Origin of the sequence: Anaerotalea alkaliphila (genome assembly GCF_010179735.1) — a bacterium.
Classification (GTDB): domain Bacteria; phylum Bacillota; class Clostridia; order Lachnospirales; family Vallitaleaceae; genus Anaerotalea; species Anaerotalea alkaliphila.
The window spans coordinates 1-25,108 of sequence record NZ_JAAEEH010000018.1; the positions used below are offsets into that span (position 1 = coordinate 1).

21 protein-coding genes and 2 tRNA genes are annotated in these 25,108 nt (G+C 57.2%); 1 reads left to right on the forward strand and 22 read right to left on the reverse strand.

Annotation, left to right across the window (positions count from 1 at the left end; all coding sequences use genetic code 11):
- Positions 1-289: 289 nt before the first annotated feature.
- The 3 genes from GXN74_RS07700 to ispD all read right to left on the reverse strand — a co-directional run bounded on the left by GXN74_RS07700 (position 290) and on the right by ispD (position 1,295).
- A tRNA-Ser gene (locus GXN74_RS07700) sits at positions 290-378 on the reverse strand.
- 34 nt (positions 379-412) lie between these two features.
- Positions 413-498, reverse strand: a tRNA-Ser gene (locus GXN74_RS07705).
- A gap of 77 nt (positions 499-575) precedes the next feature.
- On the reverse strand, positions 576-1,295 hold the full coding sequence (gene ispD / locus GXN74_RS07710; protein WP_162370357.1) for a 2-C-methyl-D-erythritol 4-phosphate cytidylyltransferase: 720 nt from the start codon (positions 1,293-1,295) through the stop codon (positions 576-578).
- 111 nt (positions 1,296-1,406) lie between these two features.
- Here ispD and GXN74_RS07715 point away from each other — a divergent pair, with 111 nt between their 5' ends.
- Positions 1,407-1,916 carry a ferritin gene (locus GXN74_RS07715; protein ID WP_162370358.1) on the forward strand — a complete coding sequence of 170 codons (510 nt, stop codon included), beginning with the start codon at positions 1,407-1,409 and terminating at the stop codon, positions 1,914-1,916.
- Between the two features lie 93 nt (positions 1,917-2,009).
- Here the strand turns inward: GXN74_RS07715 and tsaD are convergent, their stop codons facing one another.
- The 19 genes from tsaD to GXN74_RS07810 form a co-directional block, all read right to left on the reverse strand.
- Positions 2,010-3,056, reverse strand: coding sequence for a tRNA (adenosine(37)-N6)-threonylcarbamoyltransferase complex transferase subunit TsaD (gene tsaD, locus GXN74_RS07720; protein WP_425481837.1), 1,047 nt, complete (start codon positions 3,054-3,056; stop codon positions 2,010-2,012).
- Between the two features lies 1 nt (position 3,057).
- Complete coding sequence (locus GXN74_RS07725) at positions 3,058-3,969, reverse strand: ribonuclease Z (RefSeq protein ID WP_162370359.1); 912 nt, start codon at positions 3,967-3,969, stop codon at positions 3,058-3,060.
- A 51-nt stretch (positions 3,970-4,020) separates the two neighbouring features.
- On the reverse strand, positions 4,021-6,003 hold the full coding sequence (gene tkt / locus GXN74_RS07730; protein ID WP_162370360.1) for a transketolase: 1,983 nt from the start codon (positions 6,001-6,003) through the stop codon (positions 4,021-4,023).
- A 21-nt stretch (positions 6,004-6,024) separates the two neighbouring features.
- Positions 6,025-7,179, reverse strand: coding sequence for a tRNA (adenosine(37)-N6)-threonylcarbamoyltransferase complex dimerization subunit type 1 TsaB (tsaB, locus tag GXN74_RS07735; RefSeq protein WP_162370361.1), 1,155 nt, complete (start codon positions 7,177-7,179; stop codon positions 6,025-6,027).
- Positions 7,176-7,616, reverse strand: a complete 441-nt coding sequence (tsaE, locus tag GXN74_RS07740; protein WP_162370362.1) for a tRNA (adenosine(37)-N6)-threonylcarbamoyltransferase complex ATPase subunit type 1 TsaE — start codon at positions 7,614-7,616, stop codon at positions 7,176-7,178. Before tsaE ends, tsaB begins: the two co-directional genes overlap by 4 nt.
- Positions 7,562-8,146, reverse strand: coding sequence for a YcxB family protein (locus GXN74_RS07745; RefSeq protein WP_162370363.1), 585 nt, complete (start codon positions 8,144-8,146; stop codon positions 7,562-7,564). The genes tsaE and GXN74_RS07745 overlap by 55 nt, the downstream gene beginning before the upstream one ends.
- Positions 8,147-8,212: 66 nt before the next feature.
- Entirely contained in the window at positions 8,213-10,351 is a 2,139-nt protein-coding gene (locus GXN74_RS07750; RefSeq protein ID WP_162370364.1) for a Tex family protein, read from the reverse strand.
- Positions 10,352-10,400: 49 nt separating this feature from the next.
- A complete protein-coding gene (locus GXN74_RS07755; RefSeq protein WP_162370365.1) occupies positions 10,401-11,615 on the reverse strand; it encodes an aspartate kinase in 1,215 nt (404 codons plus the stop codon).
- Between the two features lie 45 nt (positions 11,616-11,660).
- Positions 11,661-12,872, reverse strand: a complete 1,212-nt coding sequence (locus GXN74_RS07760; RefSeq protein WP_162370366.1) for a cofactor-independent phosphoglycerate mutase — start codon at positions 12,870-12,872, stop codon at positions 11,661-11,663.
- Between the two features lie 10 nt (positions 12,873-12,882).
- Positions 12,883-14,121, reverse strand: coding sequence for a homoserine dehydrogenase (locus GXN74_RS07765; RefSeq protein ID WP_162370367.1), 1,239 nt, complete (start codon positions 14,119-14,121; stop codon positions 12,883-12,885).
- Positions 14,122-14,125: 4 nt separating this feature from the next.
- Entirely contained in the window at positions 14,126-14,569 is a 444-nt protein-coding gene (locus GXN74_RS07770) for an ACT domain-containing protein (protein ID WP_162370368.1), read from the reverse strand.
- 198 nt (positions 14,570-14,767) lie between these two features.
- Positions 14,768-15,875 (reverse strand): peptide chain release factor 2 gene (gene prfB / locus GXN74_RS07775; protein WP_162370369.1). Its coding sequence is split into 2 segments (ribosomal slippage): positions 14,768-15,799 and positions 15,801-15,875, totalling 1,107 coding nucleotides; the frame shifts between segments, so codons are not numbered across the junction.
- Positions 15,875-18,466, reverse strand: coding sequence for a preprotein translocase subunit SecA (gene secA, locus GXN74_RS07780; RefSeq protein WP_162370370.1), 2,592 nt, complete (start codon positions 18,464-18,466; stop codon positions 15,875-15,877). The genes prfB and secA overlap by 1 nt, the downstream gene beginning before the upstream one ends.
- A gap of 193 nt (positions 18,467-18,659) precedes the next feature.
- Positions 18,660-19,187: a ribosome hibernation-promoting factor, HPF/YfiA family gene (hpf, locus tag GXN74_RS07785; protein ID WP_162370371.1), complete on the reverse strand. Its 528-nt coding sequence runs from the start codon at positions 19,185-19,187 to the stop codon at positions 18,660-18,662.
- Between the two features lie 431 nt (positions 19,188-19,618).
- Entirely contained in the window at positions 19,619-21,382 is a 1,764-nt protein-coding gene (locus GXN74_RS07790; RefSeq protein ID WP_162370372.1) for an NADH-dependent [FeFe] hydrogenase, group A6, read from the reverse strand.
- 33 nt (positions 21,383-21,415) lie between these two features.
- Complete coding sequence (locus GXN74_RS07795; RefSeq protein WP_162370373.1) at positions 21,416-23,209, reverse strand: NADH-ubiquinone oxidoreductase-F iron-sulfur binding region domain-containing protein; 1,794 nt, start codon at positions 23,207-23,209, stop codon at positions 21,416-21,418.
- A 21-nt stretch (positions 23,210-23,230) separates the two neighbouring features.
- Entirely contained in the window at positions 23,231-23,626 is a 396-nt protein-coding gene (locus GXN74_RS07800) for a (2Fe-2S) ferredoxin domain-containing protein (protein ID WP_162370374.1), read from the reverse strand.
- A gap of 21 nt (positions 23,627-23,647) precedes the next feature.
- Positions 23,648-24,127 carry an NADH-quinone oxidoreductase subunit NuoE family protein gene (locus tag GXN74_RS07805; RefSeq protein ID WP_162370375.1) on the reverse strand — a complete coding sequence of 160 codons (480 nt, stop codon included), beginning with the start codon at positions 24,125-24,127 and terminating at the stop codon, positions 23,648-23,650.
- Positions 24,128-24,168: 41 nt separating this feature from the next.
- On the reverse strand, positions 24,169-24,867 hold the full coding sequence (locus tag GXN74_RS07810) for a PHP domain-containing protein (protein ID WP_162370376.1): 699 nt from the start codon (positions 24,865-24,867) through the stop codon (positions 24,169-24,171).
- Positions 24,868-25,108: the final 241 nt, after the last annotated feature.

The window sequence follows — 25,108 nt, forward strand, 5'->3', positions numbered from 1 at the left end:
GCATGTGTTAGGCACGCCGCCAGCGTTCATCCTGAGCCAGGATCAAACTCTCATAAAAAGTTCTCTCCGGCAGCATAAACTCTGACCTTCCGCTTTCGCGGGTTTAGTCTTGGAATTACGTTGTTTTTGATTTATTCTTCACTGTTCAATTTTCAAGGTCCTGCTTGTGTTGCTGCTTGTTTTGCTTGGCTTGTTTGACCAACGAAACGTAGTATAGCACATCTTCGTTTACCGTGTCAATCATTGATTTCAAAAAATTTTGAATGTTTTGTTTCTTTCTTGAAATCAACGGAGAAGGAGGGATTTGAACCCTCGCGCCGCTATTAACGACCTACTCCCTTTCCAGGGGAGCCCCTTCAGCCGCTTGGGTACTTCTCCATGTGGCGACTATGCCGAAAACCAGGTTTTCGAGCGGAGAGGGTGGGATTCGAACCCACGGTCCCTTGCAGGATCACTAGTTTTCAAGACTAGCTCCTTAAACCACTCGGACACCTCTCCAGTGCTTAGCGCTTAATTAATTTATCACATCTGTCTGGAACTGTCAAGCGAAAACACACAATTTCTTTACCTCTTTTTCACAGGCTGTTTTCAGCCTCTCCCAGCCACCTTTCCACGGTCTCCAGGTCCTCTTTCGTGGTCACCTTGATGTTCCGGTTTTCCCCCTCCAGGACATGGACGGGGGTGTCCGTGAACAGCTCCACCATCATGGCGTCGTCGGTGGCTTCCCGGGAACTGGCGATCCCCAGGGTGTACGCCTCCTCGATCACCTCCCTGGAGAAGGCCTGGGGCGTCTGGATGGCGGAGAGGGAATTCCGGGGGGGCGTACCCAGCACCCTTCCCTCCCTGTCCACCGTCTTCACCGTGTCCTTCAGGGGCACGCCGGGCACACAGGCCCGTTTTTCCACGGCTCCTTGGACCATCCGGCGGATCAGCTCCCGGGACAGGCAGGGCCGGGCTCCGTCGTGGACCAGCACATGGGTGGCCTGGGGGCTTAGGTTCAGGATTCCCGCATAGACGGAATCCTTGCGCTCCCTGCCTCCCTCCACCACCTTGCGCACCTTCTCCAGCCCGTAGGCCTCCACGATCTTAGCGGTCACCCAGGGGATGTCTTCCCTGCCCGTGACAAGGATGATCTCCTGGACGTCCTCCGACTCCTGGAACCGCTCCAGGGCGTGGACCAGCAGGGGCTTGTTCCGGATCCGGAGGAACTGTTTGGGCGTGTCCAGCCCCATCCTGCTTCCGGAACCGGCCGCGGGGATGATCACAGCCACGTGGATTTTTCCTTTTTCTTCCATAAAAATGTCTTCCTTTCCCGATTTACAGTTCCACTTGACAGAACATTCTGCTATAATGGGGTTGCGGCTCCCATAGGGAGTCGATTGATTCCAAAAAAGGAGGTATTCCAAATGTTGAGCCAAAAATTGACCGACGAAATCAATGATCAGATCATGTACGAATTCTACTCCGCACATCTGTATCTTGCGGCTGCAGCCTACTGCTACGACCAGGATTTGGACGGCTTTGCCAACTTCTTCACCGTCCAGGCGGAAGAGGAGCGTTTCCACGCCATGCGCTTCTTCAACTTCGTGAACGACATGGATGCGCGGATTGTGGTGAAAGGCTACGAGACACCCCCCGCCGCATATGCGGATCTGGTGGACCTGTTCGCAAAGACCCTGGAGCATGAGCATTTTGTCACCGACAGGATCTACAAGCTGATGGACATCGCCACCGAAGAACGGGAGCATGCCACCATCAGCTTCCTGAAATGGTTCGTGGACGAGCAGGTGGAGGAAATGGCCACCTTCAAGGGGCTGCTGACCAAGCTCAAGCGTGCCGCCGGCGACACCAGCGTCATCTATGACCTGGACGGGGAGCTGGCCGCACGGACCTTCACGCCGCCGACCATCGTTTAGGGCTCCTGCACGAGAATCGCAGAAAAGCGCCTGCCTGTTCCGGAACCGGAAAGGGCAGGCGCTTTTCTTTGTTGCCGGAATGCCCGTCCAGGTTCACTCCGGGAGCTTCAGGTCGGGAACCGCGTTCAGGTCCAGCCCATGGCGGACCCCCTGCCGGTAGGCATGGTAGGCGGCGGTTCCAATCATGGCGGCATTGTCCGTGCAGAAGAGCATGGAGGGATGGTGGAAACCGATCCCCGCCTCCTTGCAGGCTGCCCCCAGACTCTCCCGGAGCCAGCTGTTGGCCGCCACGCCCCCCGCCAGGGCTATCGTGTCGAACCCATGGTTCTTTGCGGCCTTCATGGTCTTTTTCACCAGCACCTCCACGGCAGCCTTCTGGAAGGATGCCGCCACATCCGCAACGACCACGGTCTCCCCCCGCATTTTTGCCTGGTTCAGGTAGTTCAGCACCGCGGATTTCACCCCGCTGAAGCTGAAGTCGTAGGGCCCGTCCTCCATGAACGCCCTGGGGAAGCGGATGGCGTCCGGATTCCCCTCCCTGGCGATCCTGTCGATGGCCGGGCCGCCTGGATACCCCAGGCCGATGGCCCTGGCCACCTTGTCGAAAGCTTCCCCTATGGCGTCATCCCGGGTCTTGCCGATGACGCCATAGTGCCCGTAGTCTTTCACGTGGACCAGGTGGGTGTGTCCTCCCGAGACCACCAGGCAGAGGAAGGGCGGTTTCAGGTCGGGATGTTCGATGTAGTTGGCGCTGATATGGCCTTCGATATGGTGGATGCCGATCAGGGGTTTGCCCATGGCATAGGCCATGGCCTTGGCTTCGGAGACTCCCACCAGCAAGGCCCCCACCAGCCCGGGGCCGTAGGTGACGGCCACCGCGTCCAGGTCCCGGAAAGTGGTTCCGGCCTGTTCCAGGGCTTCCTGGATCACCGGATCCATCTTTTCCATGTGCTTCCTGGAGGCCAGTTCCGGCACCACGCCGCCGAATTTCTTGTGCAGGTCGATCTGGGAGGAGATCACATTGGAAAGGATGCGTGTCCCGTTCTCCACCACCGCCGCGGAGGTCTCGTCGCAGGATGTTTCGATGGCCAGAATCCTGATGGTTTCTTCTTGCATATGCTCCTCCATGTCAACCTCCATTCTAATCCTCCTCGAAATGAAAGGATTTCGTCATCCGGTCCTTGCCGATGACGGTCCTTGGGAAGACCTTCCTGGCAACGTCCAGGAATTCCTTCGGATATACCAGGGAAGGGCTGAAGTGGGTCAACCAAAGTTCCCCCACCTCCGCCTTTTTGGCCAGGGAGGCCGCTTCCTGGAAGGTCATGTGCTTGTATTCCTTTGCATTGGTTTCCTCCAGCGGCTCCCCGTACATCCCTTCGCAGATGAACAGGTCCGCACCCTGGACATGGTCCGCAATGGCCGGTATGGGTCGGGTGTCCGTGCAATATCCCACCTTGATCCCCTTCCGGGGAGGTCCCAGGACCATTTCTGTGGTGTAGACGGTTCCGTCCGCCTCGATGGTTTCCCCTTTTTGGAGCCTGGACCAGAACGGCATGGGAATCCCTTGGGCTTTGGCCCTTTCCACGTCGAATTTGCCCTGCCGGTCGATCTGAATCGTGTAGCCGTAGCAGGCGATCTTGTGGTCCACACGGAAAGCCTCCAGCTGGTATCCCTTGATGGAAATCCTCTCCTGCTTTTCCGAAAGTTCGATGAACTCCAGGGGGAAAGGAAGTTCCGGGGCGATGGAACGCAGCCCGGAAACCACTTTCTTGAGTCCTTTGGGGCCGATCAGCGTCAAGGGTTCCTCCCTGTTGGAGTTGCCGATGGTCAGGAGCAGTCCCGGCAGACCGCTGATGTGGTCCGCATGGTAATGGGTGAAACAGATGATGTCGATGGCCTTGAAGCTCCATCCCTGGAGCTTCATGGTGATTTGGGTGCCTTCCCCGCAATCGATGAGCAGGTTGCTTCCATTGTGCCTGGCCATCATGGCAGTCAGCCACCGGTAGGGCAGGGGCATCATCCCCCCCGTACCCAGCAAACATATATCTAACATAACAGCCTCTTTCTAACGCACGCCTGGATGGACCGGCCGCCCCCCTCCACCTTAAAGGGATTTTGCCGCTTCATAGACGTTCTCTGTCGTGATTCCGAATTTTTCATACACCACCTTGGCGGGCGCCGATGCCCCGAACGTGTCGATGGCGATGATTTTCCCGTCCAATCCGGTGTATTTGTGCCATCCGAAGGAGGTTCCCGCTTCCACGGCCACCCGCTTGGTTACCGCCCTGGGAAGGACCTTTTCCTTGTACTCCTCCGTCTGGGCTTCGAAAAGCTCCATGGAGGGCATGCTCACCACCCGGGCGTCCACCCCTTCGTCTTGGAGCCGCAGTCCCGCCCCATAGGCGAACTCCACTTCGGAACCGCTGGCGATGAGGATCACTTCCGGTGTGCCTCCTTTGGAATCCAAAAGGACATAGGCTCCCTTCAGGGCATCCCTGCCCGTGTTCCCATAATGGGGGATGTTCTGCCTGGTCAGCACCAGCGCTGTGGGCGCGGTACCGTTGGTCATGGCATGATACCATCCCGCCGCCACTTCCTTGGCGTCCGCCGGACGGAAGACCACCAGGTTCGGGATGCTCCGCAGGCTGGCCAGCTGCTCCACCGGCTGGTGGGTGGGGCCGTCTTCCCCCACGCCGATGCTGTCATGGGTGAGCACGTAGGTCACCGGCAGCTGCATCAGGGCGGCCAGGCGGATCATGGGCTTCATGTAGTCGCTGAATACGAAGAAGGTGGCCGCATAAGGCTTGTGTCCGCCATGGGCTGCGATGCCGTTGACGATCCCAGCCATGGCCAGCTCCCGGACGCCGAAATGCAGGTTCATGCCTCCGGGGTTCCCTTTGTTGAAGTCCCCCCTCCCTTCCATGATGGTCTTGGTGGAAGGAGCCAGGTCCGCCGATCCCCCGAACAGGTTGGGCACGACCGCCGCAAGCCTCTGGATGACCGTGTGGGATACGGCCCTGGTGGCGTTCGGCTTGGCTTCGAAGCTCCAGAATTCCTCGCTGTCCAAGGCATCCACGTCCACTTCCCCACTCAGGAAATGTTCCAGCTCCCTTGCGGATTCCGGATGGGCTTCCCGGTAGGCGGCGAGCAGGCGGTTCCATTCCTCTTCTTTGGCCGCACCCTGGGCGGACAGGGCCTCCATATGGGTATAGACCTCGTCAGGGACATGGAACTCCTTGTCCAAGGGCCATCCCAGGTTCCCTTTGGCGGCCTTCAGGTTGTCCACTCCCAGGGGTTCCCCATGGGCGCTGGCTTTTCCCTGCTTGGCGGGGCAACCGTAGCCGATTTCCGTCTTCACGATGACCAAGGAGGGCCTTTCCTTTTCCGCCTTCGCCTGGCGGAGGGCCTCCTGGATGGCGTCCACGTCGTTTCCGTCCTCCACTTCCACCACATGCCAATGGTAGGCTTCAAAGCGCTTCGCCACATCCTCGGTGAAGGCGATGTCCGTGCTGCCTTCGATGGTGATCCGGTTGGAGTCGTAGAGGGTGATGACCTTTCCCAGTCCCAAGGTTCCCGCCAGGGAGGCCGCCTCGCTGGAAATGCCCTCCATCAGGCATCCGTCCCCCACCAGGATGTAGGTGTTGTGGTCGATGACCGGATAGCCCTCCCTGTTGAACTTGGCGGCCAGGTTGGCTTCCGCCATTGCCATGCCGATGCCGGCCGTGAAGCCCGCCCCCAGCGGTCCTGTGGTGATTTCCACCCCCGGGGTGTGGCCGAATTCCGGATGGCCCGGGGTCTGGCTCCCCCATTGCCTGAACCCCTGCAGGTCTTCGATGGTCAATCCGTATCCGAAGAGATGCATCATGGAATAAAGCAGCATGGATCCATGGCCGGCGGACAGGACGAACCGGTCCCTATTCGTCCACTGGGGATTCGCCGGATTGTGGCGCATTTCCTTCGCCCACAGGGCATAGGCCATGGGAGCGGCTCCCATGGGCAGGCCCGGGTGCCCCGAGTTCGCCTTCTGCACCGCCTCTGCGGACAGGATGCGGATGGCGTTGATGGTTTGGTTTTCTACCTTATTCATATGCGACCTCCAATAGTTCGTTTACAATTTTCGCCTCCAAAGCAGCAGGGCGTCCTCCGTCGGTTCCATGTAATACTCTTTTCTGATCCCCTCCACGGCAAAGCCGCAGCTTTCATATAATCCCAGGGCCGGCCCGTTGCTTCTTCGGACTTCCAGGGTGAAGCTTTCCAGGCCCTCCTCTTCCCCCCGGGAGATCAGTTCCTGTACCAGCGCCTTTCCGACACCCTGTCCCCGGGATTCTTTCCGTACCGCCACATTGGTGAAATGTCCCTCGTCCAGGACCTTCCAAAGGCCGGCATAGCCCAGCAGGCTGCCCCCTTTTTCCGCCACAAGCATCCTGGACTGGGGGCTGTGCAATTCCTTTTCAAAGGCTTCCCGGCTCCAGGGTGTGCTGAACGCCTCCCTTTCCAGCAGGGCGATCCCCTCCAGGTCCCCTTCCTCCAGGGGACGGATGCGCAGCTCCCCACTTTCCTCCTGCCCGTGGAGGGCGTCATATTCCCGTTCCGCCTGGGTCTTTTTCATGTAATCGGGATGGTGCTCCAGATAGCTTTCCTGCTGGATCTCCTCCTGGAAAACAAGCATGGCCGCAGCGGACGCTCTGGGCATGTTCAGATGCGCGGGGGCCAGCCGGCAGGGGACATCCCCCATGGTCTCCCGGATCAGATCCCCATGCGCCCGGGTGGCGTCCCCCACCAGGAGGATCGGCCCCTCCCCGTAGGCCTTGAGCCTTTCCAGCGTCTCCACCAGCGGGATGTTTCTGGGTTCTTCCACGCAGACCAGCCGCTCCCCCTCCCATCGATAGGTGGCCGTGTAGACTTCCTTCCGCCGGGCGTCTATCATGGCGCACACCACACCGGGCTGGGGGTTGGCGTTGTAGGCCAGGATTTCCAGCGTGGAAACGGGCCAGAGGGGGATGCCCAGCACATGGGCCAGGCCTTTGGCGGATGCGCTGCCGATCCTAAGTCCCGTATAGGATCCGGGCCCTGCGGACACCGCGATGCCGTCCAGGTCCCCCACCGTCATGCCCAAGGCATCCACCAGGGACTTCACCAGGGGCATCAGGGTCTCCGCATGGGTCCGCTTGTGGTTCAGGGTATATTCCCCCAGGACCTGGTCTTCGGTGACGACCGCCACCGAAGCGGCCATGCCGGAGCTTTCTATCGCAAGTATCTTCATTGCTCCACCTCCCCCAGTCCTTCCACCCGGATCCTCCGGTAGTCCAGACCCCGTTCCAGGTCCTTTTCCATGTGGATCCATACGGCTTCCGGTGGGATGAGGCCCCGGATCTTGTCGGCCCATTCCACAAAGGCCACGCCTTCCCCATAGAAATAGTCCTCGTAGCCGATCTCTTCCATTTCCATGGGATCCTCGATCCTGTACACGTCAAAATGGTAAAAGGGCAACCGTCCTTGCCTGTACTCCTGGACTATGGTGAAGGTGGGGCTGGTGACATCCTCCCGGATGCCCAGCGCTTTCGCGAATCCCTTGGTGAACACGGTCTTCCCCACCCCCAGGTCCCCCACCAGGCAAAAGACCTGTCCGGCCCGGGCCTTGGTCCCTATGGCTTGTGCGAGCTCTTGGGTTTGCCTAGGATTGTGCGTATGGTATTCCATAATGGTTTCTCCTGCCCTTCCAAGAAATATGCCTGGTACCTTCCATCGACGGATTCCTCCACCAGATTCCGGAAGGCGTCCAGGCCTTCTTTGTCTTCAAACGCCCTTTTGGGCAGAATCAAGGCCTGCTCCCCATTCACGTAGAAAAAGAAGCAGGTCTTGTTTTCCAGCACCCGGAGGATTTTCTTCCACTCCAGTTGCAGTTCCCCTGTGTATTGGTGCACGGCCATCCCTTCCCGGTCCAGCCGGAAGGTGATGGGCTTCTTGAATACCGGATTGATTTTGGCCTGTTTCCTGGCGTTCATGTACATGCCCGCCGGTGTGGCCACGACGAATCCCGTTCCCACGCCGAACAGCAGCACCACGGCGAACCAGTTCTCCAGGACCGCAAAAAAAGGCAGAACCAGCAGGGCCGTCACTCCGAACAGGAAGGAAATCAGGTCGCCCCTCTTTGTCAGGGAATGGGTCGCCATGAAGTTGAAGATGTCCTTTTCATTGATCTTTACGGTTGCCTCATGGATTTCTTGCATGGATTCTCCTTCCCGCCATAATACGATTGCATTATAACATCTTTTATTTGTCCAATCAATGCCAAGTTACAGCAGCATGGAGAGGGAAATCCGTTTCTTCCCCAGGTCCACGGCGAGGACCTGGACTTCCACCACGTCCCCTACGGACAGCACTTCCAGCGGGTGTTTGATGAATTTCCTGCAGATTTGGGAGATGTGCACCAGGCCGTCCTGATGGACGCCGATGTCCACAAAGGCGCCGAAATCGATGATGTTGCGGACGGTCCCTTTCAGGACCATCCCTTCCCGCAGGTCTTCCATGGACAGGACGTCCGTCCGCAGCACCGGCAGTGGAAGCTCTTCCCGGGGATCCCTTCCCGGTTTTTCCAGCTCCTGCAGGATGTCTTCCAGTGTGGGGATCCCCACACCGATGGATCGGGCCAAAGCGTCCAGCCCTCCGGCCGCCTTGCGCAGGGCCCCGGGATCGATGCCCTTCCCGCCTTCCAGCCGGATGCCGGCCATTTTCAGCATCTGCCGTGTGGCGCCGTAGGCTTCCGGATGCACCCCCGTATTGTCCAACGGCTCTCCCCCGTCCTTGATCCGCAGGAATCCAGCACATTGCTGGAATGTCTTGGCCCCCAGCTTGGGAACCGCCAGAAGGGACTTCCTGTCCTTGAACTTCCCCTCCTTCTCCCGGAAGGCCACGATGGTGGTGGCGATGGGCTTGCTGATTCCGGCCACATACTGGAGGAGGGAGGGGGAGGCCGTGTTCACATCCACCCCCACCCGGTTCACCGCGTCCTCCACCACATTGTGCAGGGTGTCGCTGAGCTTCTTCTGGTTCATGTCGTGCTGGTATTGCCCCACGCCGATGGATTTGGGGTCGATCTTCACCAGCTCCGCCAGGGGATCCTGGATCCTTCGGCCGATGGAGACCGCGCTCCGCAAGGATACGTCGAATTCAGGGAATTCCTCGGTCCCCAGCTTGGAGGCGGAGTATACGGATGCGCCGGCTTCGTTGACGATCACATAGGGGACCCTCCTGTCCAGCTCCTTGAGCATTTCCGCAGCGAAGGCTTCCGTTTCCCGGGAGGCGGTCCCGTTCCCGATGGCCACCAGGTCCACCTGGTGGGTCCTGATCATCCTGCCCAGGACCGCCTTGGCTTCGGCCACCTTGGCCACAGGCTTCGTAGGATAGACCACCCCCGTCTCCAGAACCTTTCCGGTCCCGTCCACGACGGCCACCTTGCATCCCGTCCTGAAGGCCGGGTCCAGCGCCAGCACCACCTTGCCGGGAATGGGCGGCTGGAGCAACAGCTGCTCCAGGTTCTTTCCAAAGACCTTGATGGCTCCGTCTTCGGCCTTTTCCGTCAGGTCGCTGCGCACTTCCCTTTCGATGGAGGGGGCTATGAGCCTCTTGTATGCGTCCTCCATGGCTTCCTCCAACAACCTCCCGGCATGGGAGCCCTTGCGGGGGGGATGGAACTTGTGCATCCTTTGGAGGAGGGCAGTCCCGTCTACCTCTATTTTCACGGTCAGGAACTTCTCCTTTTCCCCCCGGTTGACCGCCAGGATCCGATGGGAAGGGATGGACTTCAGCCTTTCCCTGTAGTCGTAGTATCCCTCGAAGGTGGAGGGGAGTTTCCCGTCCTTCGCCTTGGAAACCAAGAACCCTTCCTCCATTGTCAGCCCCCTGAGCTCCTTCCGCAGGGCGGGGTGTTCCGCCATGGTTTCCGCCACGATGTCCAGGGCGCCTTCCAAAGCCTCTTCCGGCGTGCCCACTTCCTTGGCGGGGTCCACGAAGGCTTCCGCTTTTTTCCCCAGGTCCCCCTCCTCCTGGTTCAGGATCATCCGGGCCAGGGGTTCCAGGCCTTTTTCCCTGGCTACCGTGGCCCGGGTCCGCCTTTTGGGACGGTAGGGCCGGTAGAGGTCCTCCACTTCCACCAGGGTCTTCGCCTGGTCGATCTGCCTTTCCAGCGCGGGGGTCAGCTTTCCCTGCTCCCGGATGACTCCCGCGACCTGGGCCTTCTTTTCCTCCAGGTTCCGCAGGTAGTGCAGCCGCTCCTCCAGGTCCCGAAGCACTTCGTCGCTGAGGGAACCTGTGGCCTCCTTCCTGTACCGCGCGATGAAGGGGATGGTGTTTCCCGCATCCACCAGGGCCACGGTGCTTTCCACCTGCCAGGTTCCGATGCCGAATTCTTTTGCCAAAATGTCTATGATCTGCATGCTCTTCTCCTAAATGAAGAGGCCCATCCCCGGGGATAGGCCTCTGTTCTTATAATTCCCCGGACAATTTGAAAGCGTCGTGGATGGCGATTGTCGCCTCGTTTGCGTCCTTTTCATCGATCAAAAGGGAAATCTTTATCTCTGAAGTTGAAATCATTTTGATGTTGATGCCTGCGTCATAGAGGGCTTCGAACATCTTGGTGGCGATGCCGGAGTTGGAGGCCATGCCCGCTCCCACCAGGGAAACCTTCGCCACATGCTCGTCCACTTCTATCCTCTGGGCATCCAGGCGCTCCTTGTGCTCTTCCAGGCTCTGGACCGCTTCCTTCAGGTTGTCCCTGCCCACGGTGAAGGAGATGTCTTTTGTCCCTTCCCGTCCGATGGATTGCAGGATGATGTCCACGTTGATGTTCTTCTTGGACAACAGGGAGAAGAGCTCGAACGCCTTTCCAGGCTCGTCCTTGAGGCCCACCACTGCGATCCTGGCAACATTCTTGTCGGCTGTGACGCCGCTCACCAACATTTTTTCCACTTTCGTTTCCTCCTTGACAATTGTACCTTCAGCTCTGGTTAGACTGGACAACACAACCAATTCCACACCGTATTTCTTCGCCATCTCCACGGAACGGTTGTGGAGGACCTGGGCTCCCAGGGACGCGAACTCCAGCATTTCATCATAGGTTATTTCAGCCAATTTCCGTGCATGCTTCACCACACGGGGGTCTGCTGTGTAGACGCCGTCCACGTCGGTGAAGATTTCGCACTTGTCCGCCTTCAACGCTGCGGCCAGGGCCACCGCCGTGGTGTCGGATCCACCCCGTCCCAGGGTGGTGAAGTCGTCGTACCGGTTCACCCCCTGGAATCCCGTGATCAGGACGATGTTCTTCCTGTCCAGTTCCGCCTGGATCCGGTCGGTCTCAATGTTCCTCAACCGGGCGTTGCCGTAGGTGGAGCTGGTCGTCATCCCCACCTGGAAGGCGTTCAGGGACACGGCCGGATATCCCAGTGTCTCCAGCGCCATGGCCATCAGGGCCACCGACTGCTGTTCCCCCGTGGAAAGCAGCATGTCCATCTCCCGCTTGGATGGGCTCGCGCTGATTTCCTTGGCCTTTTCCAGAAGGTCGTCCGTCGTGTCCCCTTGGGCCGAAAGGACCACCACAACTTCATGGCCTGCCTTGTAGTCCTCCAGAATCCTGTTTGCCACATTGAAGATCCGCTCCTTGTCGGCAACGGAGCTTCCGCCGAATTTCTTTACGATTAGCACTTGTTCTCCTCCATTCTTCCATTCCAGCCTATGGTCGGCCCATGCTCAGTGGTCCAAGAAATAATCCATCAGTTTGTGTCCCTCGGGGAAAAACCGGTGGGTGGTTTTCGCGTATTTTTCATCGTAGCGGTGGTTCGTCCAGGTGTCTCCCGCACTCTTGTATATCAGGTAGGGTACGGGGGTGCGGGTATGGGTCCTGTAGGCGATGGGGGTGGGGTGGTCCGGGAGGACCATGATCTTGTATTCGAATCCCGCATCGTCCATCTGCTGCATGATGGGCTTCACGATCCGCTGGTCGAGCAGCTCGATGGAACGCACCTTGTTGGCGGTTTCCCCCCTGTGGCCGCATTCGTCCGGTGCTTCGATGTGGACATAGACGAAGTCATACCCTTCCTTCAGCACATCGACGCAGGCCTGGGCCTTGCCTTCGTAATTGGTGTGGATGTTGCCTGTGGCGCCCTCCACATCGATGCTTTTCATGTCCGCGGCGATGGCGATCCCTTTGAGCAGGTCCACGGCGGAGATCATGGCTCCCTTCATGCCGTACTTCTCCTGGAAGGAGGGCAATTGGGGCTTCTTCCCCTCTCCCCAGATCCAGAGGGAGTTGGCCTTGCGGAGGCTTCTTGCGGCCCGGTCCAGGTTCACCGGATGGTTGTTCAGGATTTCATAGCTTTTCGCCATCATCGCATGGATCCGGTCGCTGTTGTCCCCTTTGGGCATGTAACCCCCGACGGTCCTTTCCAGGATGTCATGGGGCGGGGTCAGGGTCACCTGCATGGACCCGTGGTGCCAGATCAGGGCGTGCCGGTAGCTGACCCCCGGATGGAAGGAGATTTCCTCGTCCCCGAAGGCTTCCTGGATGGCCTCGATCAGGACCTTCGCCTCTTCGGAGGTGATTTCGTCCGCGCTGTGGTCCAGGATCCGCTTCTCTTCATAGACCGGCTCCTCTTCCGTAAGGGTCACCAGGTTGCACCGGAAGCAGATGTCCGTCTCCTCCATATGGATTCCCATGCTGACGGCTTCCAGGGGGGACCTTCCCGTGTAGTAGACCTGGGGATCGTAGCCCATGACCGAAAGGTTGGCCGTATCGCTTCCCGGCGACATGTGGGCCGGTATGGTGTTGACCAGGCCGACTTCGCCGTGGCTGGCAAGATAGTCGATGGCCGGCTTCGCGGCCACCTCCAAAGGCGTCTTGTTCTGCAGGGAGGGGATGGGCTCGTCCGCCATCCCGTCTCCCAGAATCACAATGTATTTCATTGCCGCACCTCTACCTTTCCATGCGGAGGACACTGGCGATTTCCGTCACAGGGGCTTCCTGGGCCAACTTCCGCACCTTCTCCTGCAGGTCCCCTTCGGTGGATTTCCCGCTGATGAAGGCGATCTCGTCCTCCACGCCCTCCAGCTGCACGAATTCCACCTCGCCGAAGACCTTGTTCACCGCATCCCGGATGGCCGCATGGAAATCGGTCTTCACCGTCACAAAATAGGTCGCGGGAATCTTTTCCGTATCCATGAGCTCCATCTTTTCCGTGCTCCAATGGGAAATGATGCTGGTGCCCATATGCTTCACCACGTCCACGATGTCGGCTACGACCGCGCTGGCGGTGGGAAGCTTTCCGGCTCCCCGTCCGTAGAACATCACGTCGCCGATCACATTCCCCTTGACAAAAATGGCGTTGAACACGTCATGCACATTGGAGAGGGGATTCTCCTTGCCGATCATCATGGGCGCCACCATGGCGTACACCTTGTGGTCCTGCTTCCTGCTGGTGGCCAGCAACTTGATTTCACATCCCAGATGCTTCGCATACTCCATGTCCCTGGTGGAAACGCGGGTGATCCCTTCCGTATGGATGTCCTCGTAGGACACGTTCATGCCGAATGCGAGGGAGGAAAGGATGGCGATCTTCCTGCAGGCGTCGTGCCCCTCCACATCCGCGGCGGGGTTCCGCTCCGCATATCCCAGCTCCTGGGCTTCCTTCAGCACCTCCTCGAATTCCCTCCCCTCATTGAACATTTTGGTGAGGATGAAGTTGGTGGTTCCGTTCAGGATGCCGGTGATCTCATAAATCTCGTCCGCCGTCAGGGACTGGTTCAAGGGACGGATGATGGGGATTCCTCCGCCTACGCTTGCCTCGAACAGGAAGTTCACCTTGTTCGCCCGGGCGGTTTCCAGAAGCTCTGCCCCATGCTTGGCCACCAGCTCCTTGTTGGAAGTGACCACGCTCTTCCCCTTCTCCAGGGCCCCCTTCACGAAGGTATAGGCGGGTTCCACCCCTCCCATGACCTCGGCGACCACCTGCACCTCCGGGTCCTCCAGGATTTCGTTGTAGTTTTTTGTCACAAGCTTCTCGATTGGGGTGCCGGGAAAGTCCTTCAGGTCCAGGATGTACTTGACCGAAATCCCGTGCCCCGCTTTCTTTGTGATGCTTTCCTTGTTGGTCTCCAGGACCTCGTAGATTCCCGAGCCAACGGTTCCATATCCTAAAATCGCAATTTTTATCATCTGCCTACTCCCTTGCCAAGATTTTGATTTGATGGATGCCCTCGAATGTTTCGATTTCGTTGATCAGTTCCTGGACCTCTCCCGTGTTGGGTAGGATCTCCACGCTCAGGCTGATGTCCGCCACGCCGTTGATGGGGATGGACTGGTGGATGGTGAGGATGTTCGCCTTGAAGGCGGCAATGGCATTGATGACGCTGGCCAAAACCCCCGGTTCATCGTCTATCTTCATGGCTACCGTGATCACACTGCCTCTGGTGTGCTCATAGAACGGAAAGATGCAGTCCTTGTACTTGTAAAAGGAACTTCTGCTGATGCCCACCGCATCCACCGCATCCTGTATGGTCATGGCCTTTTCCTTTTCGATCAGGTGCTTGGCTTCGACCACTTTGAGGAAAACCTCCGGCAATGCCCGCTTCTTGATGATATAGTAATTTACATGATCCGCCATTTTTTCACCTATTGCTTCCGGCCCTGGGCCTTGTCCTTCCATGTTTTGTTTTTTCTGGAAAAACATTTGTTTTTTCAAGGAAGATGATACCATAGCCCCCCTTCCTTTGCAAGTTCTTTTTCATGAACAGCCCCGGGGGGCCGCTTTGCCGGCACCACGACAAAGGAGACCCCTGGGGGTCTCCCTCGTTATGTTGGATCATTTGATCGCCAGCCACTTGAGGTAGGCATTCATGAAGGGGTCCAGCTTCCCATCCATCACGGCCTGGACGTTTCCGGACTCTTCCTCCGTCCGGTGGTCCTTGACCATGCTGTAGGGATGCATCACATAGGAGCGGATCTGGCTTCCCCATCCGATTTCCTTGATCTCCCCCCGTATGCCCGCCATCTTTTCCAGCTGTTCCAGGCGTTTCAGCTCCAGCAGCTTGATCTGCAGCATGTGCATCGCCTTGTCCTTGTTCTTGTGCTGGGACCTTTCGTTCTGGCACTGGACCACAATCCCGGTAGGGAGGTGGGTGATCCGTATGGCGGAATCCGTCTTGTTGACATGCTGCCCTCCGGCACCGCTGGAACGGTAGGTGTCGATCCGGATGTCGTCATCCGCAATCTCCAGGTCGATATCCTCCTCGATTTCCGGAATCACATCGCAGGAAGCGAAGGAGGTGTGCCTTCTGCCGGAGGAATCGAAGGGGGAGATCCGCACCAGCCGGTGCACCCCCTTCTCCGACTTCAGGTATCCGTAGGCGTTTGCTCCGTTGACCTGGATGGTGACGGACTTGATTCCCGCCTCTTCCCCGTCCAGATAGTCCAGGACCTCCACCTTGTACCCTTTGGTTTCCGCCCATCGGGTGTACATCCGAAAGAGCATGGAAACCCAGTCGCAGCTTTCCGTACCTCCCGCCCCTGCATGGAGGGTAAGGATTGCGCTGTTGGGGTCGTATTCGCCGGAGAGGAGGGTTTCCACCCGGATCTGTTCGAAATCTTCCAGGAATTTGGCCGTCATCCCTTCCACTTCCTGGATGACGCCTTCGTCCCCTTCTTCGATTCCCATGTCGATCATCACCTGGATGTCTTCATATTCCTGTTCCAACCGCCGAAATTCCTCGATCTTGTCCTTCAACCGCTTGAGTTCCTTCAGGACAACCTGGGTCCGGTCCTGGTCCTGCCAGAACGCCTCGCCCGCGGCCTCCATTTCCAATTCTTCTACCTTGACGCTGGCCCCGGCCAGGTCAAAGTGACTCACTCATTTCGATTAATTTTTCACTATAACCGGCGAGCTTTTGTCTCATCTGTTCCAGTTGAATCATTAAATCACCTCTTTTTCTGAATTCACCGCACCATGGCAGTGTTTGTATTTTTTGCCGCTGCCGCAGGGGCAGGGGTCGTTGCGGCCAACCTTCTTGTCTTTTCTCTTGAGCGGTTCCTTCCGGGCGTCCGGTCCCTTGTTTGTGGTCATGTTCGTGGCCACCCGTTCCCGTTCCAGCTTGTTCCGGGGGACGACCCGATACAGGATGCGGACCGTGTCCTCCTGGATGCTTTCGATCATCTCGTCGAACATGTCGAATCCGACGAACTTGTATTCCACCAGGGGATCCCTTTGGCCATAGGCCATCAGGCTGATGCCCTGCCGCATCTGGTCCATGTTGTCGATATGGTCCATCCACTTCTGGTCGATGGCCTTCAACAGGATGACCCTCTCCGCTTCCCGCAGATGCTCCGGGTCGTCGAACTCCTTCTCCCTCCGGTCGTAAAGGGCGGCCGAGTTCTTGTAGAGCATGTCGATGAACTTTTCCCGGGTCATGGTGTCCCGCTCCTCCTCGGAGAGTTCCATGGGGGGGATGGGGATCACCTTTCCCAGGCTTTCCTTCATGGCAGGCAGGTCCCATTCGTCCATCATGTCCATGGCGTTGGAGTGGCTGTTGACCGCCCGTTCGATGATCTCCCGGATCATCTTCAGGACGACCTCCTTCATGTTCTCGCCTTCCAGGACCTTGCGGCGCTCCGCATAGATGATTTCCCTCTGCTCGTTCATGACGCCGTCGTATTCCAGCAGGTGTTTCCGGATGCCGAAGTTGTTGCCCTCCACTTTCTTCTGGGCGTTCTCGATGGCATTGGAAAGGATGGTGGCTGCGATGGGTTCGTTCTCCGGAAGTCCTAGACGTTCCACCGTCTTCTTCATCTTCTCGGAACCGAAGAGGCGCATCAGGTCGTCGTCCAGGGACAGGTAGAATCTGGATTCCCCCGGGTCCCCCTGGCGCCCCGCACGGCCCCGGAGCTGGTTGTCGATCCGGCGGGATTCATGCCGCTCGGTGCCGATGATCTTCAGGCCGCCGGCCGCAACGACCCCTTCCCCCAGCTTGATGTCCGTACCGCGTCCGGCCATGTTGGTGGCGATGGTCACGGCGCCGTAGAGTCCGGCGTCCGCCACGATTTCCGCTTCCTGCTGGTGGAACTTGGCGTTCAGCACGTTGTGCCTGATGCCCCGCTTCTTCAGCTGGCGACTCAATTCCTCCGAAGAGTCGATGGTGATGGTTCCCACCAGGACCGGCTGTCCTTTGGCGTGGGAAGCCTCGATCTCGTCCAGGATGGCGTGGACCTTCTCGGGATGGGACTTGTAGACCACATCCGCATGGTCCACCCTGGCGATGGGCCTGTTGGTGGGGATTACGATGACATCCATGCCGTAGATTTCCCTGAATTCGTCTTCCTCGGTCAGGGCCGTACCGGTCATCCCGGATTTCTTCGCATAGCGGTTGAAGTAGTTCTGGAAGGTGATGGTGGCAAGGGTCTTGCTTTCCCTGCGGACATCCACCCCTTCCTTGGCCTCGATGGCCTGGTGCAGGCCGTTGGAGTAGCGCCTTCCCGGCATCAGCCTTCCGGTGAACTCGTCCACGATGACGATCTCCCCGTCGCTGATCACATAGTCCTTGTCCTTGTGCATCAGGTACCTGGCCTTCAGCGCAAGGATCATATGGTGTTGGATTTCCATGTTCTCGGGGTCGGCCAGGTTCTCCAGCCTGAAGTAGGCCTCCACCTTCTCCACGCCTTCCGCGGTTAGGGTGACGTTCTTGGCCTTCTCGTCGATGACGAAGTCCCCCTCTTCCTGGATCTCCTCGTTCATGATGGCGCTCATCTTGGTGACTTCCCCGAGGATCCGCCCCTTCTTCAACCGGGTCGCCAGCATGTCCGCCTGCTGGTACAGGGCGGTGGATTTGCTGCTGCTGCCGGAAATGATCAGGGGGGTGCGGGCCTCGTCGATCAGCACGGAGTCCACCTCGTCGATGATGGCGTAATGCAACTCCCTTTGGACCATCTCCTTCTTGTAGATGACCATGTTGTCCCGCAGGTAGTCGAAACCGAACTCGTTGTTGGTCCCATAGGTGATGTCGCAGCTGTAGGCCGCCCTTCTCTCCTCGTTGTCTATGCCGTTCAGGAGCACGCCCACCGTCAACCCAAGGAACCGGAAGAGCTCCCCCATCCATTCGCTGTCACGCTTGGCCAGGTAGTCGTTGACGGTGACCACGTGGACACCCTTCCCTTCCAACGCGTTCAGATATGCCGCGATGGGAGCCACCAGGGTCTTTCCTTCCCCGGTCTTCATTTCCGAAATCCGTCCCTGGTGCAGGACGATGGCCCCCACCAGCTGGACCCTGTAGGGATACAGGCCGATGGACCTCCGGGCGGCTTCCCGGACCACCGCATAGGCTTCCACCAGAAGGTCGTCAAGGGTCTCCCCCTGCCCCAGCCTTTCCTTGAACTCTATTGTTTTTGCACGCAAGGCTTCGTCGGAGAGTTCCTCCATGGCTGGTCCCAGCGCCTCGATGGCATCCACGATGGGCTCGATCCTCTTCAGTTCCCGGCTGCTGTGCGTACCAAAAATCTTTTCCAATAATTTCATGCGATCCACCTTCCATTGGTCCGCTTGCGTTGCGGCCAACTTTCTTGTCAATTTCAGCTTGGACTTTTCTATTATATCCGCTTTTTGGCCCAAATACAACCGCAACACGAGAAAGAGCTGTCCGGATGCACTTGGGCCCGGTTCCCTTCCATCAAAAAGGAGGCCCCCTGGGGCCTCCCCTATCCTTCGCTTCCTAGAATTCCGGTTCGATCAGACCGTAATTGTTCGCCTTACGCTTGTATACCACATTCACCTCATCCGTTTCGCTGTTCCTGAACACATAGAAATCATGTCCCAGGAGCTCCATTTCCATGCAGGCCTCTTCGGGATCCATGGGCTTCATGGCGAACTTCTTCGTCCGCACGATCCTGAGGCCTTCATTCTCATCTTCCGGAATTTCAAAGAACTCGTTCTTGAAGGAGCCGCCCTGGTGGTGCCTGTCCACCAATTTCTTCCTGTGCTTCATCAGCTGTCTTTCCAATATATCCACTACCAGGTCGATGGCGGCATACATGTCGTCTTCCCGCTCCTCCGCCCGGATCACACCCCCCTTGATGGGAATGGTCACTTCGATGATCTGCTTCTGTTTCTGCACGCTCATGGTGATATGGGCATCCGTGTCATCCGAAAAATACTTCTCCAATTTGCTGATCTTCTGAATGGCGATGTCCCTTAAAGCTGCTGTAACCTCGATGTTCTTTCCACTCACGATATAACGCATACCAACAACTCCTTCCATGCATCTCTTCCTCCGGAAATCCTCCCTGCGAAACAAACGCATTCATCATGATACTCTTATATTCTCCCGCAGTTGAGAATATCCTTCTGAAAAAATGGAATTTTTGTATATTTCCATTATAACATTATCTGTCATCTCTTTCAATTTGGAAGAATTTTTTTATATTTCAAACATGTGCACGGCACACTTGTCAACATAATTTCTGTGGATAGTGTGGATTACTCTGTGCAAAAGCCGTTTTATCCGCCTTTCCTCGAAAAAACGCATGTGTACAATCCATTGCACAATATTTGCCTTATGTAAACCCGGTTTTTGCCGTCTGTCAATTCCGGAAATTCCGGAACAATTCTGTGATTGCGTTCCTTGGAAGAGGCAAAAAGGCCCCGGCGGTTTCCCGCCGGGGCCTTTCAGGCTTACGCCTTGTCTTTCATATGGTAATGGGTGTGGAGCAGGTGGTGGGCCTTCTCGCTCAAAGGCTTGCCCAGGAACTTCTCATAGATTTCCGCGATTGCGGGGTTCTCATGGGACTTCCGGATGGGCATGTTCTTGTCCACCTGGTAGATGGCCGCCTGGCGCTTCATCAGGATGGAGGAATCCCCATGGTGGTAAGGCTGTCCGGCTCCGCCGATGCAACCGCCAGGGCATGCCATGACTTCCACCGCATGGATGTTCCTGGGGTTTCCGTCCCGGATTTCCGTCAGGAGGGCTTTGGCGTTTCCAAGGCCGTGGGCGATTCCGATGTTCAGGACGACGTCGTCCATGGCTACGGAAGCCACACGGACGCCATCGAAGCCGCGGAGCTCTTCGAAGTCGATTTTGGGCAGGGGCTTCTTGGTGCGCACTTCATATGCGGTACGCACGGCAGCCTCGATTACGCCGCCGGTGGTGCCGAAGATGACGCCGGCGCCGGTGGACATTCCCAGGGGATTGTCGAACTCGGACTCTTCCAGCTCTTCCATGTCGATGTTCATCTGCTTGATCAGGTCCGCAAGCTCCCTTGTGGACATGACCAGGTCCACATCGGGATTTCCGTCCACTGCGAACTCTTCCCTGGATGCTTCAAACTTCTTGGCCAGGCAGGGCATTACGGAAACGACCACCAGGTCTTCCCTCTTGATGCCCAGCTTGTCGGCAAAGTAGGTCTTTGCAACGGATCCGAACATCTGCTGGGGGGACCTTGCCGTGGAGGGGATGTCGATCAGCTCGTGGAACTGGCTTTCGACGAAGTTGACCCATGCAGGGCAGCAGGAGGTCAGGATGGGCAGGGACGGACCTTCCTTGCCTTCCAGGAAGTTCTCCAGCCTTTCCAGCAGTTCCGTTCCTTCTTCCAGGATGGTCAGGTCGGCCGTGAAGTCGGTGTCGAACACATGGTCGAATCCGATGGCCTTCAACGCGCTTACCATCTTGCCGGTGACGATGGAACCGGGCTCGTTGCCGAACTCCTCACCTAGGGCCACACGGACGGCGGGTGCTGTCTGTACGATGACCGTCTTCGTGGGGTCGGCCAGGGCCTCCACCACTTTCCAGGTGTGGTTCATTTCCGTCAGGGCGCCTGTGGGGCATACGGCCACACATTGTCCGCAATGGGTGCAGACGGTTTCCGCCATGGGAAGCTCGAACGCGGAGGATACGACCGCGTTGAATCCGCGGTTGATGCCGGAGAGGGCTCCCACTTCCTGCACCTTGTTGCACATGGTTTCACAGCGGCGGCAAAGCACGCATTTGTCCATGTCCCGGATCAGGGAAGGGGTGATGTCCTTCTTGTATGTGGACATGGCCGTTCCGGAAATGGAATCGCCACGCAGTCCGCAGAGCTCCGTCAGGTCCTGGAGCTCGCAGTCTCCCGCTTTCGCACAGGACAGGCACTCTTTGGGATGGTCGGAAACGAGCAGCTCCAACACGGTCTTTCTGGCTTCCATGACACGGATGGTGTTGGTCTTTACGACCATGCCTTCCACGACAGGGGTGGCGCAGGACGGCGCCAGGTTTCTGCGTCCCTCCACTTCCACAACGCATACGCGGCAGGAAGCGGCCTGGTTGACCATTTTTGTGTCGTGCAGGTCCAAATGGCACAGGGTGGGGATGTCCACGCCAATTTTCTTCGCAGCATCCAAAACGGTGCTTCCCTTGGCAACGTGAACCTCTTTCCCGTCTATAATAATTTTAACTTCTGACATCGGGTACACTCCTTTATGATTTAATGTTCCTGATTAATTTACGGAAATGGCGTTGAACTTGCACTTGTCGTAGCAGGCGCCGCACTTGATGCACTTGTCCTGGTCGATGACATGGGGTTTCTTCACCTCACCGGTGATGGCCTCTACGGGACATACGCGTCTGCAGGCTGTGCAGCCTACGCATGCTTCCGGATCGATGGTGTATGTCATCAGGTGTGTGCATTGGCCGGCGGGACATTTCTTGTCCTGCACGTGTGCCAGGTACTCGTCGTAGAAGGCATCCAGGGTGGACAATACCGGGTTGGGGGCCGTCTGTCCGAGTCCGCAAAGGGCTGTGTCCTTGATGACACGGCTCAGGCGCTTCATTTCGTCCAGATGCTTGACTTCGGCTTTGCCTTCCGTAACCATCTCAAGAAGCTCGGAGAGGCGCTTGGTTCCGATGCGGCAAGGGGTGCATTTTCCACAGGACTCTTCTTCCGTAAACTCCAGGTAGAACTTGGCCACTGCAGGCATGCAGTCGTCTTCGTCCATGACGATCATTCCGCCGGATCCCATCATGGAGCCTTTTGCGATCAGGTTGTCGAAGTCGATGGGGGTGTCCAGGTCCTTTTCCGTGAGGCATCCGCCGGAAGGTCCGCCGGTCTGTACCGCCTTGAACTTCTTGCCGTTCTTGATGCCGCCGCCGATGTCGTAGATGACCTCGCGGAGGGTCGTTCCCATGGGAACCTCGATCAGACCCACGTTGTTGATCTTTCCAGCCAATGCGAACACCTTGGTTCCCTTGGACTTCTCGGTTCCGATGCCCGCGAACCAAGCGCTTCCCTTCAGGAGGATGATGGGGATGTTGGCCAGGGTTTCCACGTTGTTCACGTTGGTGGGCTTGCCCCAGTATCCGGATTCCGCAGGGAACGGAGGTTTGGTCGTGGGCTCGCCACGCTCCCCTTCCATGGAGTGGATCAAGGCTGTTTCCTCGCCGCAGACGAAGGCGCCGGCGCCGAAGGAGAGTTCGATGTCGAAGCTGAAATCCGTACCCATGATGTTTTCGCCCAGAAGGCCTGCCTCACGGGCGTCCTGAATCCCTTTTTCCAGGCGTTTGATCGCCAGAGGATACTCGGCACGGATGTACACCTGCCCTTTGGAGGCTCCGATGGCGTATCCGCAGATGGCCATGGCTTCGATGATGGAGTGCGGGTCCCCTTCCAGGATGGAACGGTCCATGAACGCGCCCGGGTCTCCCTCGTCGGCGTTGCAGACCACGTACTTCTGGTCGGCATCGTATTTGCTGGCGAATTCCCATTTCAATCCTGTGGGGAATCCGCCGCCCCCACGGCCACGCAGTCCGGACTCTTTGATGACATTGATGACCTCTTGGGGTGTCATGGATGTCACAGCCATGCCCAAGGCATGGTATCCGTCACGGGCGATGTATTCCTCCACTTTGTCCGGATCGATGAATCCGCAGTTGCGCAGGGCGATCCGCATCTGCTTCTTGTAGAAGTCCATGTTCTTGGAGTCGGCGACACGCTCTTTCTTGTCCGGATCCATGTACAGCAGACGCTCGACTTTGCGGCCTTTGACGATATGCTCCTTGACCAGCTCGGCTGCGTCGGCGGGTTTCACTTCCACATAGAATGTGTTGTCAGGCAGAACTTTCACTACAGGACCTTTTTCACAAAAACCGAAGCATCCTGTTTTCAATACTTGGACCTGGTCTCCCATTCCAACCGCTTCCAATTCGCTCTGGAGATTGGATACGATTAATTCGGATTCTGCGGAAATACACCCGGTACCTCCACACACCAACATGTGCATCTTAAAGTTAGACATTTTTGAGCCTCCCTGCAAAATTTATTCGATCGATTTATGTGTCGCCGGAATGATGCCGTCTACCATCACGCCGTTCTTGATGTGCTTGTCAATGATTTCGGCCGCTTTCTCCAAGGAGACATTTCCATATACAACCGGCTCCTGTCCGGGCACTGTGACTTCAATGGTCGGCTCCGCATAGCAGTATCCCATGCATCCTGTCTGTGTGACCACCACGTTGGTAAGCCCCGCCTTGGCGGACTCCTCCACGATGTAGTTCATCACTTCCCTGGCTCCTGCGGCGATTCCGCATGTTGCCATGGCCACCCGCACTTGCACGAGGCTCTCGATGTTCTCGCCCTTCTCGCGCAGGTCCACTTGGGACTGGACCCTGTCCTTGATCTTCTTCAATTCGTCAAAAGACATGATTTTTGCCATTTTCGCATCCTCCTGCTTGGATTATTTGTATTGGGCTATGATATCCTTGACCTGCTCGGGAGTGACTCTGCCGTAAACCTTCTCACCGATGGTGAATACCGGGGCCAGTCCGCAGGCTCCGATGCATCTGAGGCCTGTGATGGAGAACTTTCCGTTGGGTGTGGTCTTGCCCACTTCCGCGCCTGTTTCCTTCTTGAGCTCGGTCAGGATCTTTTCAGCACCCCGCACATAGCAGGCTGTACCCAGACAGATGGAGATGTCCACTTCCCCTTTGGGTTCCATGGTGAAAAAGGAGTAGAAACTTACGACGCCGAACACCTTGGCTGTGGAAACCTTCATTTTTTTTGCGATGAACCGTTGTACTTCTTCCGGAAGGAATCCAAAAATGCCTTGCGCTTTGTGGAGCACCCGAATCAGCTCGCCTTTGGTGTCTGGCAGTGAGTCGATGTACTGCTCGAGTTCCTTGAATTTTTCTTCTTTTTGTTGAATGATAGCAGCCATTCCTTTACCTCCTTGGTTTACGTTGCATGGAATCGTATTGATTATTTGAGAACATCCAAAATGGATGAAATCGACTTGTCCTTGACCTTGATGGTCTGCCTGCAGATGCCGATGTAGCCCAGGTCGTGGGAATCGGAGGATTGCAGGATCCGATAGGCAGGGTATTCCTCCTTGTAGGAGGCCCTGTCCGCATACTGGGAAACTTCCAGTGTCCTGATCAGCGGGTTGGGGGGGATCATGCCCAGATTGGAAATCACGCTGTAGCTGGGCCTGTCGATATGGGCCGGGATGGCGACCCCATGGTTGCGGTCCGCCAGCTCCACCACTTCTTCCAGGGACAGCCCTGTGGCGAAGGACAGCAGCCGGTCCACCTCTCCCACGACCTCGTCCTCCTGGTCCATCAGCAGCTGGGTTCCGAAGAGCTTCGGGCTGTTCTTCCTGTCCGGCAACTGGGTGTACACGACCTCCTGCATGCGCAGGGCGTCTTCCAGCGTCTCGAACAGGCAGACCACGTGGATCTCTTCCCTGGTCTCCACCTCCATGCCGGGGATGACGACCAGTCCCGTGTCCCGGGCCACTTCCATGACCGCCCCCACATTCCCGCAGGAATTGTGGTCCGTCACTGCGATGGCGTCCAGGCCGTTGATCAGGGCCATGTTCACGATGTTGTTCGGTGTCATGTCTTCATGTCCGCAGGGTGAAAGCGCTGTATGTATGTGAAAATCATAACATAACGTCATTGTTTGCCCCCAAATTCTTGAAAAATGACGGACTTGCAAAACACTACCGCAATTATAGCAGATGGTGCTGCTTATGTAAAGATATGCACATCATTTTTTACAATTGTTTTGCCCGTTTATGCAAGTCCCACAAAGGGATAGACAATAAATTATCAATCTGCCGTGAATATTCTATCGACATCTGCAATCCGCCGTAAAATCTGCGGATTTTTTAGCCGGGCTTCGAGCAAATATTTCGAAT